We start from the raw sequence: 19,695 nt of genomic DNA on the forward strand, positions 1-19,695 counted from the left end.
TCAGCCGTGGCGGGGCAAGGCTATGGTCACCACCAGGCCTGGATCGGCGTTGGTCATGGTCAGGCGTCCGCCATAGGCTTCGACAATGTCCGAGACGATCGCCAGGCCCAGCCCGCTGCTGCCGCCCTTGCTGTCCAACTGCACACCGCGCGACAAAGCGGATTCGCGATCCGCATCGGGAATGCCAGGGCCGTCGTCAGCGACGGCGATGGACACCTCGCTGCCGCTCGCCCACGCATTGACCTGGACCGAGGATCTTGCGAAGCGCGCGGCGTTCTCGACCAGATTGCCCAGCATCTCCGACAAATCACCCTCGTCGATCGGCGCCAGGAGATCCTCCTTGACGTCGATCAGGAATGCGAGCTGCTTGCCGCCGGGCGTGCGCTTGATGACGGCGATCACGCCGGCAGCGGCTTCCCTGACCCGGCACGATGCCTTGCCGGAAACGCCGGGCGCCAGACGGGCGCGAGCGAGTTCGCGCTCGACATGACGCCGGATCGCTCCGGCGCTCTTCTCGATCTCGTCGGCCAGCTCGGTTTCGCCCTTCGCGCGCAAGGCACGGATATCGGTGGACAAGACCTGCAGCGGCGTCTTGAGGCCGTGCGCCAGGTCGGTGGCGCGCGAGCGGGCGCGCGCAAGGGCTTTCTGCTGCGCATCGAGGAGGCGGTTGATTTCGTCGGCAAGCGGCTGCACCTCGCTCGGCGCCGTCACATCCAATCGTGCCGCCCGCTGCGCGATGACGTTTCGAACGGCGACCCTCAGGCTTTCCAGCGGCGCCAGGCCAACGGTGATCTGAATGAAGAATGCCACCATGAGGGATGCCGCAAGCACGACGAGCGCCGGCACGAGATCGCGGACATATTCGTGCACCGAGAGTTCGACGGTGCGATGGTCTTCCGCGACGATGGCGCTAAAAGACCGGCCGTCGGCATCGGTTATGGTGCGCACGACGGCTACGGTGAGTTCGCCACCCGGCCCTTTGAGCTCCTCGATCTTTCTCATTCCGCCGTTTGCCGCTCGGTCGGGCAATGCAAGCGTTGCGTCCCATAGTGAACGCGAGCGTACCAGGCTACGGCTAGCCCGATCTTCCACCTGCCAGTAGTGACCGGACAGCGGAATGGTGAAGCGCGTGTCGTTCAGGTCCGGTGCAACCGAAAGCCGACCGTCAGCCGCAAAGCTGGTCGCGCCGATCAGTTCGTTGAGATCGACGGTCAGTTCACTGACCATACGCCGCTCAACGTTCAGTTCGAACAGGTAGCGTAACCCGAATCCAGCGATGGCAAGGGCGACAACGATCGACAGGGTTGCGGCCAGCCAGAGTCTGAAGCGGATCGAATTGCCCATCAGGACGGTCCGTCGGGCACGAAATAGCCAAATCCACGCCGTGTCTCGATGACATCGTTGCCGAGCTTGCGGCGCAGGCGTCCGACGATGACCTCGATTGCGTTCGGATCGCGGTCATTTCCGGAATCATACAAATGCTCGGCAAGCTCGGTCGGCGCCACCACGCGCCCGGCATGATGCATCAGGAACGCCATCAGCCGGTATTCCAGCGGCGACAGCGCGACGGGAACGCCGCGCAGCGAAATGCGCATCTGGCGCGTGTCGAGAAGCAGCGGTCCGGATTTCAGCACCGGTGCCGCCTGGCCGGTCGAACGGCGAAGGATCGCGCGCAGCCGCGCCAGCAGTTCGTCCATTTCGAACGGCTTGGGCAGGTAATCGTCGGCGCCGGCGTTGATGCCTTCGACGCGCTCGGTCCAGAGGCCCCGCGCCGTCAGGATCAAAACGGGAAAGCGGCGCGTGTTCGCCCGCCAGCGCTTCAGCACCGTCAGGCCATCGAGTTTCGGCAAGCCGAGATCCAGGATCGCCGCGTCGTAATTCTCGACATCACCAGCGAACCAGGCGGCTTCTCCGTCGCGCACCGTATCGACCGCCATTCCCGCGGCCTTGAGCACCTCGGTGATGTCGCGTGCGATGCGCGGCTCGTCTTCGGCAAGGAGTATCTTCATCAATCGCCGCCCCTGCCGCGCATCAGCACTCCGGCGCCGGCGTCCACGTCAACGATCCTGCGGCGTCCGTCAGGGGCAACGACCTGGAACCGATAGACCCACCTGTTGCCCAACCGAATAAAATCGACCGCCACGATGTCGCCGGGAGCATCGGCATGAACCACGCCCAGGATGTTTGCCAAGCCTCTTATTTCACCACGCTCGTAGAGGTCCCGCGCCCGATCGTGATCGCCGTCACCATCCTCGTCCGCGCGGGCGTGGAGCGGTCGAAGCAGAACAAGCCCGACCAGGCTTGCCGTCGCCAAACGTTTCAATATCGGTTTCATCCAAGGGCCATACGGCAGTCCTTGTGTTTCGCTCCGGCGCCTCATCGGGCCAGCCTCCGGGTTCCGAAACACTCCAAAGAGCATCGGGGCTACCCACATTTGACTGAAATAGTCTGAACCGCGATCAAGAGCCACTTGTCCCCGGCAGCATTCGCTTGAGAACGTCGTCCCTGCGGACATAATGATGCCACAGCGCAGCCGCCGCGTGCAGTCCAGCAAGGATAAGGATCAGATTGGCGCAGAGGCTGTGCAGTTCCCTTATGGTTCGGGCCGTTGCGCTGTCCGCGGACACCGGAGCCGGGATGGTGAAGAGGCCGAAGAAACTCAAGGCGTCGCCCCTGTACCAGGTGAGCAGAATGCCAAGAACCGGTATAGCGACAAGCAGCGCGTAAAGCATGAGATGTGCGATCTTAGCCACCCATCTTTCCAGCTCTGACATTTCCTGCGGTAGCCCCGGCGTTCCCAGCGTGAGCCGCAGGCCGACGCGCATCACAACCAGCGCAAAAAGCAGCAGCCCAAACGAGACGTGAAACCACCAGACGAACGCGCGACCGGGGCTGGCGCGGGGGAAGATATCGGCGAGATAAGTCAGGACGTAAAGGCCGATGACCAGTACAAACACGACCCAATGAATGGCTTTCTGGGAGCTGGTATAGCTAAGGTTCATTGGAACATTCCAGTTCAGGCAAATCTTTACGCGGCAGCGATCTTGTCAGAGCCCTCGGGCGGACAGCTGGCGTATCGTGGTTGCGAAGACACCTTTGAGGACCAACGGCATGTGATAATTTCATTTGTCGACCACGCTTTCGGATAGCCAATCCTAGCAGCGTGGCGAACACTTGGCTCATCGAACCTGTCAGGACGCTGACAATCGTAGAGCCGGAATGCTTCAGCTACGGAATCAACGATCGGCGCGGGGGATGGCTTTGCGGCAATCAGGCAAGCCTCTGCGTCCAGTTCGGGCAGCATCGAAACAGGGACCTCGGCTCCCTTCGGTTGTCCGCAGTGCAATTCAGTTCACCCTGTTTGTCGGTCGGATGAAGTCTGCCCGGTCCGCCGTCCGAGCACCTTGCGCTAGCGCAAAGTTGCGCCGGGTCGTGGGCGCTATTTTGTAGGCCGAAGTCTTTCCAGGAAGGCAAGCAGGCAGAAAGGGAACGCGCATGCCATACAATCTCAAGGATGAACCTGCCGAAGCCTGGCGGTTCGCCATTTCCTTTCTTGTGGACCGAGAGCGGAGCAAAGCTGCCAAAAGAGAATTTTGGGCGCAGGGTCCGCACAAATGCGCGGGAATCTTGCACGACCTGGGTTTAACGCGAGCCGAGTTCGACGACGCCATGCGGCTCCCTTATGCCTCGGAAGACCTGCTTACGCCGGCCATGCGTTCGGTCGGCATTGATCCAGACAGCTTTCAAACCTTGGAGGCTACACGCGGCGGCATGTCGCGCACCTGCATGACCTGCCCACATCGTCGCGAGTGCCGTGGTCTGCTGGCCGTGTTCGATTTTGAAAACCACTATCAGGAATTCTGCCCCAACAGCCGGGGTTTCGCAAAGCTTCTGGAAGGAGGACGCACCTGATTTAGATGCGCGGTTGTTGGTGAAGGGCCTATGCCAGGCAGCAGCCGCAGTTCTTGCTTTCTCTTTGCCCCATCGCAACGAGCACTCCAGAAATTCAGGCAGAATATCCGCGACCAATGCGCGGATTAGCAGCCATGAAACGCAGATTCAGCGATGAGATGACGATGGACGAAATCATGCGGATGTCGCCCGCCGTCATCCGGATCCTGCTTCAAAACGGCATACTTTGCGTCGGCTGTCCGATTGCATCGTTTCACACGATTTCGGATGCGGCGCGCGAGCATGAGCTCGACGAAGAAAAACTGGGCTGCGAGCTGAGGACTGCGGTTGACGGTTCCGACTAGCCTTTCTGCGTCCTGCCTTCGGCGATCAGCAGGAGCTGATGCGGCGCGACCACGGTCACCTTCTGGCGTCCGCTTTTGACCAGCTGCTGGTCTTCCCAGGCTGATAGCAATCGGCTCACCGTGAACAGCGTCGTTCCGGTCATCTCGGCTATGTTCTGGCGGGTAATCGGGAAGTCGATCAGGATGCCTTCTTCCGTCTTCTTGCCCGCCTGCTTGACGAGTTTGAGCAGGGCATGGGCGACGCGCTGCTCCACCTGTTCCGTGGCCATCTCGATGACGCGTGTGTGTGCGTCCTGCAGCCTGCTGCCGACGGTCTTATAGGTATTGGTCCCAAAACGAGGATAATCGGCGGCAAAAGTCGGCCACAGGACGCTCGGCCAGGCAAGAACCACACAATCGACGGCAGCAATGGCATTTGCCGGATAGGTGGCTCGGCCCAGTGCGTGAGCGATCCCCATCAACTCGCCCGGACTGATGTAGCGTACCGTCACCTCCTGACCTTCCGGGGTCGATTTGACGACGCGCACATGGCCATCGAGTAACAGGAAAAACGAGTGCGCTTCCTGCTCCTGCTCAAACACAGGCTGGTCCTTGGCGATCCGCAGCGACCTGGCCTGGCCGACAATGCTCTCGAGATCCGCCGCGCGCAGCCCTTCAAAAACCGGAAGCCCGGCAATAAGCGATGGATCGAGGCTACCCACGTGCGCCTGCTTTGAAATCGAAAGGCATTCAATAGATCCATCGCTAACCGATCACCGACTGTGTCATGGGCGGCCGACGAGCAGCAAGAGGCATCCGCGTTTCCGGAAATTCTCATCCGTGTTTGCGCAACGGCAAATTGAGCTTGCTCCATTCAGGATAGAACCCCTGGATTGGCCGCCGCCGATCCATCCTTTCTCATCGGCCGGCCGTCGTTGTCTTAGGAGATGTCATGGCAATTCCACGCACGCGTCCGGGCGCCTACCCGGCCATTCTCTCCTACGGCTTCCGGCCATTCTTCTTGCTCGGCTCGCTCTTTGGCGGCGGGGCGATCCTCTTCTGGCTGCCATTGTATTACGGCAAGCTCGAGACCTTCAGCGCCTTCTCGCCAGTGGACTGGCATGTGCATGAGTTGCTGTTCGGCTATCTGGCAGCGGTCGTGACCGGCTTCCTGCTGACTGCAATACCGAACTGGACCGGTAGGCTGCCTTTGCAGGGGCTGCCGCTGCTTGCCCTGGTGGTGCTCTGGGGTACCGGGAGGCTGGTCGTCTTCTGTTCAGTGCAGACGGGCTGGGTGCTCGCCGCCGTCATCGACTGCGCCTTCCTTCTAGCGGTTGTTACCGCCGCCGCGGTGGAAATCGTGGCGGGCAGGAACTGGAGAAACCTCAAGGTCCTGCTCCCGGTGACGGTGCTTCTTGCGGCAAACATGATGTTTCATGCCGAGGCGCATTATCAAGGCGTGACGGACACCAGCCGCCGGCTCGCCCTTGGCGCCGCAATCGTGCTGGTCATGATCATAGGCGGCCGGATCATCCCCTCCTTCACCCGCAATTGGCTGGCGCGTGAGCGGCCGGGGCGGCTGCCGGTGCCGTTCGGCCGGTTCGATGCGGCGACAATTCTTCTTTCGGCTTGCGGCCTCCTTGGCTGGACGTTCTTTGCCGACCAGGCAGTCACCGGGTCGATCCTGATCGTGGCGGCGATCCTCAATGCCATTCGGCTTGCCCGCTGGGCTGGAGACCGCACACTGCGCGATCCGCTGGTGCTGATCCTTCATGCATCCTTCGCCTTCGTCCCGGTCGGGCTCTTCCTGGCTGGCCTCGCCGCTTTCCTTCCAGAGGAAGTGTCCGTGGCTGCGGGCATTCATGCGTTCGGCGTCGGAGCTTTGGCCTCCATGACGCTTGCGGTGATGTCGCGTGCAACACTCGGCCATACTGGCCGTGAATTGCGGGCGACAATCGGTACATGCGCGGTCTTCGCCGCGATTCTGGTAGCGGCAATGCTGCGAATACTGGCGGCGTTCGTGCCGTCTCCCGGGACGCTTCTGCACGTGGCGGCGGCGCTTTGGACAATCGCCTTCATCGGCTACGCGGTGCTGTTCGGTCCAATGCTTGTCAGGCCGCGTCTGCAGGCGCGTCGCCCTACGAACGCGGCCTGAGAAAGCTGCCGAGACTGCGACCGGCGACATGCTGCGAGGCAGCTTGAACATTCGCTGATCAATTTGCGCCAGCGCAAATCGCACAATCGCGACGCAGCTTATAAGGGATGCAACGGTCGAAGCCGTGAACAACTCAAGAAAGGATTTCCCGATGAAACTGCCTCTGATCGCCGCGGCCGTCGCGCTGCTCTCCCTTGCCGGCGCGGCAAATGCCGAAGAACACGTCGTTCAGATGCTGAACAAGGGAGAGAAGGGCGCGATGGTCTTCCAGCCCGCCTTTATCCGCGCAGCACCCGGCGACACGGTCAAGTTCGTTCCGACCGACAAGTCCCATGACGCCGAGACCATCAAGGACATGATCCCGGATGGCGCCGAGCCTTTCAAGGGAAAGCCGAGCGAAGAGATCACCGTCACCCTCACCAAGGAGGGCTTCTACGGCGTCAAGTGCGCTCCCCATTATGGCATGGGCATGGTGGCGCTGATCCTGGTCGGCAAGCCTGTCAATCTGGAGGCGGCGCAAGCCGTCAAGCAGATCGGCAAGGCCAAGCCGGTGTTCGCCGAACTGTTCGCTGAGGCCAGCAAGGCCGCTGCCAACTAGACGACGACCGTTTCATAGATACCCCCTCCGTCTTGGCGAAGTCCGGAGAGGGAAGGCCGGGCGGACCAGGGGAGAGGTCCAGTCCGGCCTGTTTCGTTTTGGGCTTGAACAAGCGGCCGAAGACATCGCCACGGCATAAAATGAAGTATTCGAAAAATCGAAGGACGCTCACTCATCTCGTTTGATTTGCGTTAGCGCAAAGAAATATGCGCCGTAGAGAGTAATCTGGAGGCATCAACGGGTTTGGAACCAAGGAGAAGACGATGCTTACCAGACGTGAAGCTTTGTTGGGATCTGTTCTCACGGCAGCAGCTGTTGCCACCATAGGCGCAATGCCGACAGCGGCGAGCGCGAAGGACGTCGCCGGACTTCCGCGCGAGAAGGTCACCTTGGTGGCGCCGCCTTTCGTGCATGCCCATGACCAGGTTGCCAAAGGCGGCCCGAAGGTCGTCGAGTTCACCATGAAGATCGAGGAGAAGCCTGTCGTCATCGACGCCGACGGCACCCAGCTCAACGCAATGACCTACAACGGCTCAATCCCGGGCCCGCTGATGGTCGTCCATGAAGGCGACTACCTCGAGCTGACGCTGATCAATCCCGATACCAATACGCTTGCGCACAACATCGACTTCCACGCCGCAACCGGCGCGCTCGGCGGCGGCGCGTTGACGCTGATCAATCCCGGCGAGCAGGTAACATTGCGGTTCAAGGCTACCCGGGCCGGCACGTTCGTTTATCATTGCGCGCCCGGCGGCGCGATGATCCCCTGGCACGTCGTGTCCGGCATGAGCGGCACCGTCATGGTCCTGCCCCGCGATGGCCTGAAGGACGACAAGGGCAGACCCGTTCGCTACGACCGCATCTACTATGTCGGCGAAAACGACTTCTACATCCCGCGCGACGACCAGGGCAAATTCAAGAAGTACGACTCGGCCGGCGACAATTACGACGACACGGTCAAGGTGATGCGCGGCTTGATTCCCACCCATGTCGTCTTCAACGGCAAGGCAGGATCGCTCACCGGCGAGCACGCGATGAAGGCGAAGGTCGGAGAGACGGTCCTTATCATTCATTCCCAGGCCAATCGTGATACCCGCCCTCACCTCATCGGCGGCCACGGCGACTTCGTATGGGAACAGGGAAAATTCGCCAATCCGCCGGCAAGGGATCTCGAAACCTGGTTCATTCGCGGCGGATCGGCGGGCGCGGCGCTCTATACGTTCCTGCAGCCGGGCGTCTACGCCTATGTGAACCACAATCTGATCGAAGCGGTCGAACTGGGCGCCACCGCGCACTTCACGGTGGATGGCGGCAGCTGGAACGACGACCTGATGATGCAGGTCGAGGCGCCCAAGGCGATCGCCTCCTGAGCGAACGGATGGTCGTGCAACCCTGCAGCTCGGCGGGGTTGCACCGGAAATCGGGTGCCGTGCCATGTCCTTCGATCCCGTATTCACTTTCGGCGTCATTGCGGCTGCCGCGTTGATCGGCCTGGGTATCGCCAATGAGGCCAACGACAGCCGCGACTTGACGCCTCCATCACCAGTGACGGCAATCCTGGAGCCCGGCACATTCGATCACTCCAGACCAGGCGAATTCCTCAAGGCCAATCACCCGGTCAAGGCGCCCGTCGTGCACGAAACAATCGCTGCGCCGCTCGAGATCATGAAATACCAGGTGAGTGTCTGGGAATACGCGCGCTGCGTTGCGGACGGCGCCTGCAAAGCGGCGGATCTGCGGAAGGTGGGCGACGCCCCAGTGACAGGTGTAAGCCACATCGACGCGGAAGCTTACGCAAGCTGGCTTTCAGAGCGCACCGGGGAAACGTGGCGCCTGCCGACCGATGTCGAGTGGGCTTATGCCGCCGCCGAACGTTTTCGCGGTGACATAGAGGCAAATGCAAATGACCCGAACAACCCGGCGCAGCGCTGGCTCGACCAATATCGTGCTGAATCGTCACTTGAGCGCGCACCAGATCCCGAGCCAAGGGCGCAAGGGGCCTTCGGATTCAACTCGAAGGGACTGGCCGACATTGCGGGCAATGTCTGGGAATGGACCTCGACATGTTACGTCCACACGACAATCGTCGGCGATGACGCGGAAACGGGAAGCTCGATCGACAATTGCGGCGTGCATGCCGTCGAGGGTTTCCACCGTACCTACATGTCGAACTTCATCCGGGACGGCAAGAGCGGCGGCTGCGCCGTCGGCACCCCACCTGACAATCTCGGCTTTCGCCTTATCCGCGAGCGGTCAAGCATGATGCAAAGCGCGTTGTGGCGCATTGGGTTGTCTTGACAGCGGCGCGATATCGCCGGCGCTCCGAACAGGGCACAAGCTGCTTCTCAAACAGGTCGAACGGATAACAGGATCGCTAGGTCTAGGGCTTAGGTCCTGGAACTCGCGGGCCAATAGTCCAACACTGTCGCGAAAGGGGTCCTGCATTCGCTTTCCCAGGGCTTTGCCGGGAAGATATCCGGCTTGCCTGCGTTACGCCAATGTGTCGAGAAGGAGGACCATGATGCAGAAATCAACCTTGAACCGCGTTTGCCTGCTTGCCCTGAGAGCCTCCACTGTACTGGCCTTGGTCGCCGCGCCCTATCACCTTAGCTTTACCAGCGGGGGCAAGGTCGTGCCGGCCGCCGCTCATGCCAAAAGCGAAGGCGGCGGCGGCGGGAATGGCGGGGGCGACGGCGGCGGAAATGGGGGCAACTCCGGCTCTGGCGGCGATGGCGATCACGGTGGCAACTCTGGGCCTGGCGGCAACTCTGGCTCGCGCGGTGGCGACGATGGTGCTGACCATGACGCCGGCGATGATCACGGACGGGAACATGTGAATGCGGCTGGCGACAAGGTTGAAATGTCCGATGACAAGACCGAGGTCACCCATGCCGACGGTACCAAGGAAGAGATTGAGAATGGCCGCCTTGAGGTGAAGGACGCTACCGGCCGCACGATCGTGGAACGACCGGCAACAGCCGAGGATATCGCGCGGCTGCAGGCGCTTTAGGGATAGGACCGGAGCCGACATCACCTCCGCCCGCTTCTAATCGGCGGAGGTGACTTTGAGGGGGCCGGGCCAGCAGGATAATCCGTTTCCGTAAGTCGTTCGCCGCAGAGGTTCAGAGGCTCTCGATCGCCCTCGATAGCGCCACACGAACATCCATTGCGGCAGGATCCGAAGCGGCCACTGAGGGTAGCGGGTCCACCGCGAGCACCTTGACGGCGTTGTCACCGCTTTCCGACAGGAACACGTTACACCAGACGGCGGTTGCCACGCCATTCTGCCCCGCGAACATGATGTCGGGGTTGGAGACGCCAAGCACCCTGAAGCCACCGGTTCTGGAACCGTCCTGAGCCCGCTTCTGGCTCCTCATGCCCACGGAGTGCACGACTGTGAACCCTTGACCGGCCAGTTTGTCACTCACGTAAGGCACAGCCTTGGCAAGTGTCATGCGGATCATCTTGCTGAGGCCTGCGGACATGAAACGATGCGCTCCGATGCTTGCTCATCGCGTCTCGCATGGAAGCGCCGTTTCAGCATTGATCTAGCGCAATCGTCGATCCACCGTAGTCGACGAAGCTTGCCGGCGATCCGCGCGGTCGGCGAGAACCCGCCTCCCCTCGAGCCAGCGATCAAGCGACGTAGCGCTTCTCGGCAGGGTCATCCGGATAGGCAGACTTCACCTCGAGGAATTCGTTGGAAGCCGCCAGCAGCGCCTCGACGCATCGCGGGTCGAAATGCGTCCCGGATTGCGCCTTGATATAGGCAAATGCCCGATCGGTCGGCCATGCCTTCTTGTATGGGCGCTCGGACGTGAGCGCGTCGAAGACGTCGGCCACGGCAGCAATGCGTCCGACCAGCGGAATGGCTTCGCCCAGCAAGCCGTTTGGATATCCGGTCCCATCCCAGCGCTCGTGATGCGTCTCGGCGATTTCGGCGGCGAGTTGGAGAAGCGCGCATGCGGATCCGGCCAGGATGGCCGCTCCGATGCGCGTGTGTTCGTTCATGCGCAATTTTTCGTCACTGCTGAGCTGATCCTGCTTCAGCAGAATCGCGTCGGGGATCCCGACCTTGCCGACGTCGTGCATCGGCGCGGCAAGCAGGATGTCGCGGCACTGGTCCGCGGAGAATCCAAGCTGGTTGGCCAGAACGGAACTGTAATGCGCCATCCTGGTCGTGTGCATGGCGGTTTCGCGATCCTTGTAGCCGGCGGCGAGTGTCAGCCGGTTGATGATTTCTTCCTCGCGATGGCGCAGTTCCTGCGTGGCTTTGTCCACTTCGATCTTCAGCCACTCCGCGCGATGAACAAGGTCCCGTTGCGCCTCGCACAATCTGACGAGGTTCCGCATGCGCGCCTTGAACTCCACTGGCTCGATAGGCTTGTGGAGAAATTCGGTGGCGCCGGCGTGGATGGCATCGATGCGCGTACCGGCGTCGCCATCGGCCGTCACCATGACAAAGGGCGTATCAGCAAAGCGTGGCTCGGAGCGGATGCGCTCGATAAGTTCGATGCCGTTGATTTCCGGCATCTGGTAGTCAACGATGGCGAGATCGAAGGCCAGCGTTGGCAAGTCGCGCAACACGTCAACCGGCGACATGTGGCTGATGGCTACGCAATTCGGGATCTGGCCGACCAGCATCTCCATCAGCATCCGGTTCGTCCGGTTGTCCTCGACGATCAATATTCTGGTGGCGTTTTTCATGGCTCAGGCCGCGCTCCTCTCGCTGCGGTCGATACGCGCCATTTCCCGCGCAATATCCTGGGTCACATCGGCGTCCAGCGGATGCGCACGCCCCTCCTCCGCCAAAGCCGCGAGGGCCGTCAGCCCGATATTGGCTGCGGCTCCTTTGAGCGAGTGGAGGGTGCGGTCGGCGAGCGCGCGATCGCTGGTCGACAATGCGCGATGCAAGTCACGCAGCAGTGCGGCCGAATCCTCCAGGAACGCATCCATGAGACGATCGAAGGCATCCTTTCCCAGGATGTCGATCAGTTCCCGGGCACGCGGATCTGCGGCAGCGCCATCCTCTTGGGATGTGGGACCGGGTGGGCAAATCGTTTGGGGCGCAGCGCCGGCGGGTCGGGCCAGCCCTGCCAGCAGCGCCTCGAGCCTTGCCATGGTGATCGGCTTGGCCTCGAACCCATTCATGCCGGCAGCTAGGCAGCGCCTGCGATCTTCGTCGGACGCATTTGCGGTCATGGCTATGATCGGCACAACGCAGCCCGCCGCCCTTATGGCCCTCGTCGCTTCGATACCGTCCATGACTGGCATCTGCATGTCCATCAGGACGAGGCCGAACTGCCGCTCGGACGCAAGGCGCACGCCTTCACGCCCGTCCATGGCAAAGGTCACGCGTTGGCCCAGCAACTCGAGAAACTGCTGCGCCACCTCTCGGTTTATCGGATTGTCCTCGACCACGAGGATGTCGAATGATGGCAGCACCACGGCCTGTGGCTTCGAGCCAAGCGGTGGATCGCTGCGCCTGGCCGGCACCTCGAACCAGAAGCAGGATCCAACGCCCGCAGCGCTGTCGACGCCGATCGTGCCGCCGAGCCCCTCGACCACTTTCTTGCAGATGGCGAGGCCGAGCCCCGTGCCGCCGAAGCGCCTGCTGATCGTGCCATCGACCTGACTGAAGGGCATGAACAGGCGATGGCGCGATTCCGTCGGGATGCCAATGCCAGTGTCGGAAACCTCGAAGCGCAGCCCGGTGCCATCCCCGCTCTCAGCCACGCTGAGGCGTATTAGGCCGTTCTCGGTGAACTTGACCGCATTGCTCAACAGGTTGAGCAGCACGCGCCGCAGGCGCGTCGGGTCGCCGACATACCATCCGGCATGGCCCACACAGCCATTCCTGATTTCGATGCGATCGTGCTGCTCTTCCGCCCTGCCCTCCATGACGCTGGCGACGTCCAGCAGCATTGCGGGCGCGTCGAAGGGGACTGCCTCCGCAGCGAGGTCGCCATGCTCGATCTTGGCGAAGTCGAGGATCTCGTTGATGACTTCGAGCAAGGCCTGGCCCGAACTCGTGACGATGCGGACACTTTCCCGGTCGCGAGGCGCGAGCTGCGATCGCGAGAGTAGCTCGGACATGCCGAGAATTGCGTTGAGCGGTGTGCGAATTTCATGACCGATGGTGGCCATGAACTCGGATTTCGCGCGGTTGCCGATCTCGGCCGCGCGATAGGCCGTCGCCAGTTCGTCGGCGGTGGCCTCGAGTTGGCGGCTGGTGACCTGGACGATGCGCAGCTGCCGCATGAGGTTGAGAATCAAGAGACCGATAGAGCAGCCAAGCGCCATAACGACGATCGCGGAGAGCTGCTGCAGCCGCATGACTTCGTCACGCGCATCGGCGCGCGCGGCCGAAACCGAGGCGTTGGTGTAGCTGAGCAGGGACTCGGTGATTGTCAGCAGACCGCCGAGCGTCTCGGCAGTCGCCGCCAGCGTGGCGTGATCGAGCGTCTCGTCGGCAGCGATCCGGTCGAACACCGGCGCAAGGCCAACGACAATATCACGCACCTGCACACGAACGTCGCGAAAGGTCTCGCTGGTTTCGAAGAATGACGCATATTTGGAGTTGTCCAGGATCGAGAGCCGCGAATAGAGGATGTCATAGCGCAAGCTGAGCGCCTTGACCTCGTCGGCCCTGACGCTGCCCTTCCCGGCCAGCCGGTCGGTCGCCTGAGCAAGCGTTCGCGCCTCGCGGTCGAGCTGGTAAACCGCCCATAGGGCATCCTCGCGAATGCCATCCTGCAGCGTGTTCTGACGGGCGGCCAGGTGGGCGAAGGCCCCACCCAGCGCAACCATCAGCCCGACGGAAACCGCGATCAGATAGCGTGTGGCCTTACCGGCCTTGCGAACCGCCTCGCGGCTCTCGAACAGATCGGGCGTCAATCGACGACCTCGATTTCCTTGATTTGCCAAACCGAGCGCGAGAAGTACTTCTCGTTGTAGAGTTCGTGGTTCTTGTCGAAAGGGTAGATCATGAAGAGCGGACCCTTGTCGCGAACCGACATCGGCCTGCCATTCATCTTGAGGGCGAGGATGGTTTCGTAGTCACTGGCATCGGTCATCGGCACATCGGCCGAATAGTCGTTGAGGGCTTTCACCCTCAGTGTTTTGCCGTGGGCGCCGGCCGCATCGAGCACTGCTTTCAGGTAAGGACCCTCGAATTCGGTGGCGCCGTTCGTCCATGGTGTGTCCATGACGGCTTGTCGGCCGGCAAGCGCCTGCAGCATCGGCAGATCGAAGGTCGCCGAATTCGCCGCGTTCGTATTCTGGATATCGCCGGTGATCGTCAATACGACAGCCCCTTTCGGCGCCTCCAGGGAGGCGCACATGGCGTCGGACACCGGCAGCGCGCCAAGCAGCGCAGCCGCAATCAGGAATTTCATCGAATTTGTCTTTCGGTTGCCGGCGCAGCGCGCGGCGGCAGGCACGGAATGCGACTGTGGCGTCGCTCTTGTGCAGTGGAGATCGCAACCGCCGGCTTCAAACCGGCACGGACAAAGCGGCATCATGCCTTCGCCTGATGGCGATCGTCCGAGGTAATGGCTCAGTCTTAGCGATGACAGATTTCAATTCGGTAAAAGCTAATCAAGAGATTGTGCATATTGCCGAATTTCAAGTATCGGCCGCGCAAATCCGTCTGGCCACGAATTGATTTCGCACAAGGCGGGCGGCCGTTGCGACGCTACGGTCGGGCGATGTTCGCAAACCTGCTTGTCGGCACAGTCGCCATCAGCCTGACGGTGCTTGTTCACACCTTCGGCCTCATCGGCGTCACCCGTGCGATGACCCATATGGTGGCGCGGTTCCGTATGCATGGCCGCCGCAGCCGCATTGTCGCGATGATCAGCGTCGTCATGGGCCTTTTCGCCGTCATGACTGTCGAGGTGTGGCTGTGGGCAGGCCTGTACCGTCTTCTCGGAATCCTGCCGGATTTCGAAACCGCCCTTTACTTCTCGACGACCACCTTCGCCACCGTTGGCTATGGCGACATCGTGCCTGCCCACGACTGGCGGATCCTGGCGGCGCTGGAGGGCGTGAACGGCTTTCTGCTGATCGGCTGGTCGACCGCCTATCTGATTGCGGCCGGGACCCGGATCGGTCCCTTCAGGGTTGGCGAGCACTTCTAGGCTGGCCTGAAAAAGCGTTTCACTCAAACGGCCAGCGAATGCTTGCCTGTTCCATTTTGAAGATACTTGTCGAACTTCGCCGCCACCACCCTGACAAGCGGCCTGCCATCGATGGGCACGACGAAATGGTCGCCCTCAAGCTGAAGTAGTGCGCCGGGGCCGTTCGCCAGACGGCTGGCGGTAAGCAGCAATTTCTGCCCGACATCGCCGAAGCGCTCTACGAGATCGAGCGCCGAGAACGCAAAATCGCACATCAGGCGCTCGATGATCCAGCCTCTGGCCAGATCGTCTGGGCTGAACGCGATGCCGCGCGCCGTCGCCAGCAGTCCCTTGTCCACCACCTTCTCATATTCGCCCGTTGCAACGATGTTCTGGGCATAGCCTTGGCGGAACCTGCTGATCGCCGAGGGGCCAAGACCGATCAGGGTTTCACACTGGTCCTCGGTATAGCCTTGGAAATTGCGCCGGATGATGCCGGTGCTGGCCGCGATGGCAAGCGTGTCGTCCGGCCTGGCGAAATGATCGAGCCCGACAGCGTGATAGCCGCGTTCGACGATCAGCCGTGCAGCGAGTTGCGACTGCGCCAGGCGCGCAGCGGGATCGGGCAGCCACGCCTCGTCGATCATCGTCTGGTGCTTCTTGAACCAGGGGACATGCGCATAGCCGAACAGTGCCAAGCGATCCGGATGCAGGCTCAAGGCCTGCGCGACCGTCGCGGCGACACTGTCAAGGGTCTGGTGCGGCAGGCCGTAGAGCAGATCGAGGTTCACCGACTTCACGCCTCGCGCGCGCACCGCCTCGACCACGTGCCTGGTCGCCTGGAAGCTCTGTTCCCGGTTGATGGCCTTCTGCACCTTGGGGTCGAAGTCCTGCACACCAAGACTCGCCCGTGTCATGCCGATTCCGGCGAAGGCGTCGAGACGGCCCGCATCCATATCATTCGGATCGATTTCGACACTGAGGCTGGCACCGTCGAGGAAGCCGAAGCTGTCGCGAAGCGCCGCTCCAAGCGCCACGATGTCCTCCGGCTTCAGCATGGTCGGCGAGCCACCGCCCAGATGTACTGCGCGCACTCTGCCCTTGCCGCGCATAATGGTCCCTACAGTCGCGATCTCCCTGTGCAGCGAGCGCAGGAAAGTCGCAACCGGGGCATAGTGTCGGGTCTGTTTGGTGTGACAGGCGCAGAACCAGCACAGTCTGTCGCAATAGGGGATATGCAGGTAGAGCGAGATTTCGTTCCTGGCTTCAAGCGCGCTGATCCAGCCGCGAACGGAGCCGGCGTCGATCCCCGGATGGAAATGCGGAGCAGTCGGATAGCTTGTGTAGCGCGGCACAGCCTCGGCCAGGCTGGCGACAGGTGTCGAGGGCATTTCTCTGGCGGCTGAAGATTGCATGGCCGCCAATTTGCCGGCGCCACGAAGACAAAACCTTGATTTCAATCAAGGCTCGCTGGAACCCGGACAAACTGCCGCAACAAACTTGCGAGGCGGTGGTGGTATTGTGGAGCAACACTCACTCCAGGCGACGAGATGACCATAAGACAGGACGTTCACAGTTCTGGTATCCCCGTGCTTTGCCAGTCATGCGAAGCGCGGCACCGCGGCGTGTGCGGGGCGCTCGACCCGGACCAGCTTGTCGGGCTCGCCAAGACCTCGTCGAAACACCAGGTCGCGGCCGGGGTTGAACTGGTCGGTGACGCCGAGACCGTCGGCAGCTATTCGAACGTGCTGTCCGGCGTCGTGAAACTGACGAAAAGCCTTTCGGACGGACGCCAGCAGATTGTCGGCCTGCAGTTCGCGCCGGACTTCCTTGGCAGGCCGTTCAAATCGGAAAGCGGCATCAATGTGGAAGCAGCGACGGCCGTCGCCCTGTGTTCATTTCCGAAGACGACGATCGAACGGATGATCAAGGAATCGCCGGAACTTGAGCATCGCCTGTTCAAGCAGGCCTTGAACGAGCTTGATGAGGCACGCGCCTGGATGGTAACGCTGGGCCGCAAGACCGCTTCGGAGAAAGTCGCAAGCTTCCTTGTCATGATAGCCAGGAACATCGATCCGGCGGCGGATTCCGATGCCCCATCAGCGCGCTTCGACTTGCCGCTGACGCGTTCCGACATCGGCGATTTCCTTGGCCTGACGATCGAGACGGTGAGTCGCCAGCTGACCCGACTGCGGTCCGAGGGTGTGATCCGCATCGAGAACTACCGGCACCTGATCGTGGACGACATGAAAAGGCTTGAGCAGCGCTGCGGCGACTGAGGCGCGCGAGCGATCTGATCGACGCCTCTAAAACGACAGCCTCAGCGGTCAACGATGCGCGGCAGGATGTGCTCGCGCTCAAAGGCGATATGCCGTCGCAAGCTCTCGAAGAACCCCCGGAGCATAAATCCCAGCGCCTCCGCATTCTCGACCGCACGACCGCGCCCGATCCCCAGAAGCTGTTCGGTCACCTCGTCCGCGAAACATTCGTCCTCGACATGTTCAGCGCGTAGCCGGCTGGTCGAACTGAAATCGGCACCCGTCAGGCTCGAGGCCGCCTCATAGGCGGGGAAAATGACGGTCTCCTCGAGCCTATGGCTGTCGCGCAGCAGCGGGACGATGCTGTTTGCCATGCCAAGGCAGCTGAAGCGATCGACATTGGGCAAAGCGTCGGCAATGCTTTCGAGTGCATCGCAAAGCCGCAGTTTTTCACCATGCAAGCGCGCCATCGTAGCGGCTGCTGTAACCTCGATCACGATCCCACGCGTCCGTTCCGGTTTTCCGCACCGCAAGCGATGCGATGGCAGGCCCTGCAATTTCCTCTTCAATCGCGACCTCCTGGCTAGACCGGGCTCGACGCTGCCCAAAGTAAAACCGCCCGGCTTTGACATGGATCAAGGCGACTGGCGGCCGGCTGCTGAATTCATGCATCGCGGATTTGGCATCCGCCGGAATTCGAGATCGGGGACTTGCGATGAAATTTGGCAGAGAGATCTTCCTTCTAAGCCTGTTTGCGTTCGCGGCGATTGTCGCCGCGGGCTTTGGAGTCGATGCACCGTTCCGTCAGCATATGTGGGTGCTGTTCCTCGTGCTGGCCGGCTTCACCGCCATTCTTCTGCGCAACACGAATTTCAAGCCGGAGGTTCCTGTCGACCCTTCGGCCTACATGGATGGGCCGATCCGCTACGGCGCCATCGCCACCATGTTCTGGGGCGTTGTCGGCATGCTTGTCGGGGTGGTCATTGCGCTGCAGCTGGCCTACCCCGACCTCAACATCCAACCATGGCTCAATTTCGGCCGCCTGCGGCCACTGCACACATCGGGCGTGGTCTTTGCCTTCGGCGGCAACGCGCTGCTTTGCACGTCTTTGTATGTCGTACAGCGCACCTGCCATGCCCGCCTCTTCGGCGGCAATCTCGCCTGGTTTGTGTTCTGGGGCTACCAGCTCTTCATCGTCATGGCCGCGACCGGCTACCTGCTAGGCATCACCGAAAGCCGCGAATATGCCGAGCCTGAATGGTATGTGGATATCTGGCTGACCATCGTCTGGGTCGCCTACCTCATCCTGTTCCTCGGCACGATCCTCAAGCGCAAGGAACCGCACATCTACGTCGCCAACTGGTTCTACCTGTCCTTCATCGTGACCATCGCGATGCTGCACGTGGTCAACAACCTGTCGATGCCGGCTTCCTTCCTGGGCTCGAAGAGCTATTCCGCCTTCTCCGGCGTCCAGGACGCGCTGACGCAGTGGTGGTACGGCCACAATGCCGTCGGCTTCTTCCTCACCGCCGGCTTCCTCGGCATGATGTATTACTTCGTGCCCAAGCAGGCGAACCGACCGGTCTATTCCTACCGGCTGTCGATCATCCACTTCTGGGCGATCATCTTTCTCTACATCTGGGCGGGGCCGCATCACCTGCACTACACCGCGCTGCCTGACTGGGCGCAGACGCTCGGCATGGTGTTTTCCATCATGCTGTGGATGCCCTCCTGGGGCGGCATGATCAATGGCCTGATGACGCTGTCCGGCGCCTGGGACAAGATCCGCACCGACCCGATCATCCGCATGATGGTGATGGCCATCGCCTTCTACGGCATGTCGACCTTCGAAGGCCCGATGATGTCGATCAAGACCGTCAACTCGCTGTCGCACTATACGGACTGGACCATCGGCCATGTCCATTCCGGCGCGCTCGGCTGGGTCGGCATGATCTCGTTCGGCGCGATCTATTACATGGTGCCGAAGCTCTGGAACCGTGAGCGTCTCTATTCGCTGCGCCTCGTCACCTGGCACTTCTGGCTGGCGACCCTTGGGATCGTCGTCTACGCCGCCGTCATGTGGGTGTCCGGCATCATGCAGGGCCTGATGTGGCGCGAATACGACGAGCAGGGTTTCCTGGTCTACTCCTTCGCCGAAACCGTGGCCGCCATGCATCCCTACTACGTCATGCGCGCCATCGGCGGCGCCATGTATCTCTCCGGCGCCCTGCTCATGGCCTGGAACATCACCATGACCATCCTCGGCCATCAGCGCGAGGAGCAATCATTGCCGGGTTCCGAGCCCGCCCTGCAGCCAGCCGAATAAGGA

At 61.5% G+C, this 19,695-nt stretch carries 21 protein-coding genes; 10 read left to right on the forward strand and 11 right to left on the reverse strand.

What is annotated here, in order from left to right; translation table 11 throughout:
• From JG746_RS29885 to JG746_RS29900, 4 genes are all read right to left on the reverse strand, one after another.
• On the reverse strand, positions 1-1,344 hold the full coding sequence (locus tag JG746_RS29885) for a sensor histidine kinase (protein WP_202356003.1): 1,344 nt from the start codon (positions 1,342-1,344) through the stop codon (positions 1-3).
• Entirely contained in the window at positions 1,344-2,009 is a 666-nt protein-coding gene (locus tag JG746_RS29890; RefSeq protein ID WP_202356004.1) for a response regulator transcription factor, read from the reverse strand. Before JG746_RS29890 ends, JG746_RS29885 begins: the two co-directional genes overlap by 1 nt.
• Positions 2,009-2,323 (reverse strand): PepSY domain-containing protein, encoded by a 315-nt coding sequence (locus JG746_RS29895; RefSeq protein ID WP_244730540.1) that lies wholly within the window; start codon positions 2,321-2,323, stop codon positions 2,009-2,011. Before JG746_RS29895 ends, JG746_RS29890 begins: the two co-directional genes overlap by 1 nt.
• A gap of 136 nt (positions 2,324-2,459) precedes the next feature.
• A complete protein-coding gene (locus JG746_RS29900; RefSeq protein WP_202356006.1) occupies positions 2,460-3,002 on the reverse strand; it encodes a cytochrome b in 543 nt (180 codons plus the stop codon).
• A gap of 493 nt (positions 3,003-3,495) precedes the next feature.
• Here JG746_RS29900 and JG746_RS29905 point away from each other — a divergent pair, with 493 nt between their 5' ends.
• Both JG746_RS29905 and JG746_RS29910 read left to right on the forward strand, forming a co-directional pair.
• Complete coding sequence (locus tag JG746_RS29905; RefSeq protein ID WP_202356007.1) at positions 3,496-3,912, forward strand: hypothetical protein; 417 nt, start codon at positions 3,496-3,498, stop codon at positions 3,910-3,912.
• A gap of 134 nt (positions 3,913-4,046) precedes the next feature.
• A complete protein-coding gene (locus JG746_RS29910; RefSeq protein ID WP_202356008.1) occupies positions 4,047-4,256 on the forward strand; it encodes a DUF1858 domain-containing protein in 210 nt (69 codons plus the stop codon).
• Here the strand turns inward: JG746_RS29910 and JG746_RS29915 are convergent.
• The gene (locus JG746_RS29915; protein ID WP_202356009.1) at positions 4,253-4,957 is read right to left on the reverse strand and encodes a Crp/Fnr family transcriptional regulator; all 705 of its coding nucleotides are present in this window, start codon (positions 4,955-4,957) and stop codon (positions 4,253-4,255) included. The genes JG746_RS29910 and JG746_RS29915 overlap by 4 nt on opposite strands.
• Before the next feature lie 230 nt (positions 4,958-5,187).
• Between JG746_RS29915 and JG746_RS29920 the strand changes: the two genes are divergently transcribed.
• From JG746_RS29920 to JG746_RS29940, 5 genes are all read left to right on the forward strand, one after another.
• Positions 5,188-6,390: an NnrS family protein gene (locus JG746_RS29920; protein WP_202356010.1), complete on the forward strand. Its 1,203-nt coding sequence runs from the start codon at positions 5,188-5,190 to the stop codon at positions 6,388-6,390.
• A gap of 151 nt (positions 6,391-6,541) precedes the next feature.
• Complete coding sequence (locus JG746_RS29925) at positions 6,542-6,988, forward strand: pseudoazurin (RefSeq protein WP_202356011.1); 447 nt, start codon at positions 6,542-6,544, stop codon at positions 6,986-6,988.
• 263 nt (positions 6,989-7,251) lie between these two features.
• The gene (gene nirK / locus JG746_RS29930; protein ID WP_202356012.1) at positions 7,252-8,358 is read left to right on the forward strand and encodes a copper-containing nitrite reductase; all 1,107 of its coding nucleotides are present in this window, start codon (positions 7,252-7,254) and stop codon (positions 8,356-8,358) included.
• A 64-nt stretch (positions 8,359-8,422) separates the two neighbouring features.
• Complete coding sequence (locus JG746_RS29935) at positions 8,423-9,286, forward strand: SUMF1/EgtB/PvdO family nonheme iron enzyme (protein ID WP_202356013.1); 864 nt, start codon at positions 8,423-8,425, stop codon at positions 9,284-9,286.
• A gap of 223 nt (positions 9,287-9,509) precedes the next feature.
• A complete protein-coding gene (locus tag JG746_RS29940) occupies positions 9,510-9,998 on the forward strand; it encodes a hypothetical protein (RefSeq protein ID WP_244730963.1) in 489 nt (162 codons plus the stop codon).
• A gap of 112 nt (positions 9,999-10,110) precedes the next feature.
• On the opposite strand, the gene JG746_RS29945 is transcribed toward JG746_RS29940, so the two are convergent.
• The 4 genes from JG746_RS29945 to JG746_RS29960 all read right to left on the reverse strand — a co-directional run bounded on the left by JG746_RS29945 (position 10,111) and on the right by JG746_RS29960 (position 14,385).
• Entirely contained in the window at positions 10,111-10,473 is a 363-nt protein-coding gene (locus JG746_RS29945) for a hypothetical protein (RefSeq protein ID WP_202356014.1), read from the reverse strand.
• A gap of 151 nt (positions 10,474-10,624) precedes the next feature.
• Positions 10,625-11,695: an HD domain-containing phosphohydrolase gene (locus tag JG746_RS29950; protein WP_202356015.1), complete on the reverse strand. Its 1,071-nt coding sequence runs from the start codon at positions 11,693-11,695 to the stop codon at positions 10,625-10,627.
• A gap of 3 nt (positions 11,696-11,698) precedes the next feature.
• Entirely contained in the window at positions 11,699-13,885 is a 2,187-nt protein-coding gene (locus tag JG746_RS29955) for an ATP-binding protein (RefSeq protein WP_202356016.1), read from the reverse strand.
• Entirely contained in the window at positions 13,882-14,385 is a 504-nt protein-coding gene (locus JG746_RS29960) for a molybdopterin-dependent oxidoreductase (protein WP_202356017.1), read from the reverse strand. The genes JG746_RS29955 and JG746_RS29960 overlap by 4 nt, the downstream gene beginning before the upstream one ends.
• Before the next feature lie 312 nt (positions 14,386-14,697).
• Here JG746_RS29960 and JG746_RS29965 point away from each other — a divergent pair, with 312 nt between their 5' ends.
• Positions 14,698-15,129, forward strand: coding sequence for a potassium channel family protein (locus JG746_RS29965; RefSeq protein ID WP_202356018.1), 432 nt, complete (start codon positions 14,698-14,700; stop codon positions 15,127-15,129).
• Positions 15,130-15,152: 23 nt separating this feature from the next.
• On the opposite strand, the gene hemN is transcribed toward JG746_RS29965, so the two are convergent.
• Positions 15,153-16,499 (reverse strand): oxygen-independent coproporphyrinogen III oxidase, encoded by a 1,347-nt coding sequence (gene hemN / locus JG746_RS29970; protein WP_202359531.1) that lies wholly within the window; start codon positions 16,497-16,499, stop codon positions 15,153-15,155.
• Positions 16,500-16,658: 159 nt separating this feature from the next.
• Between hemN and JG746_RS29975 the strand changes: the two genes are divergently transcribed.
• Entirely contained in the window at positions 16,659-17,387 is a 729-nt protein-coding gene (locus JG746_RS29975) for a Crp/Fnr family transcriptional regulator (RefSeq protein WP_202356019.1), read from the forward strand.
• A 41-nt stretch (positions 17,388-17,428) separates the two neighbouring features.
• Here JG746_RS29975 and JG746_RS29980 read toward each other — a convergent pair whose 3' ends face one another.
• Complete coding sequence (locus JG746_RS29980; protein ID WP_244730543.1) at positions 17,429-17,974, reverse strand: hemerythrin domain-containing protein; 546 nt, start codon at positions 17,972-17,974, stop codon at positions 17,429-17,431.
• A 107-nt stretch (positions 17,975-18,081) separates the two neighbouring features.
• On the opposite strand from JG746_RS29980, the gene ccoN reads away from it, so the two are divergent.
• Positions 18,082-19,692, forward strand: a complete 1,611-nt coding sequence (gene ccoN, locus JG746_RS29985) for a cytochrome-c oxidase, cbb3-type subunit I (protein WP_202356020.1) — start codon at positions 18,082-18,084, stop codon at positions 19,690-19,692.
• Positions 19,693-19,695: the final 3 nt, after the last annotated feature.

This window comes from Mesorhizobium sp. 113-3-3 (assembly GCF_016756495.1).
Taxonomy (GTDB): Bacteria; Pseudomonadota; Alphaproteobacteria; order Rhizobiales; family Rhizobiaceae; genus Mesorhizobium.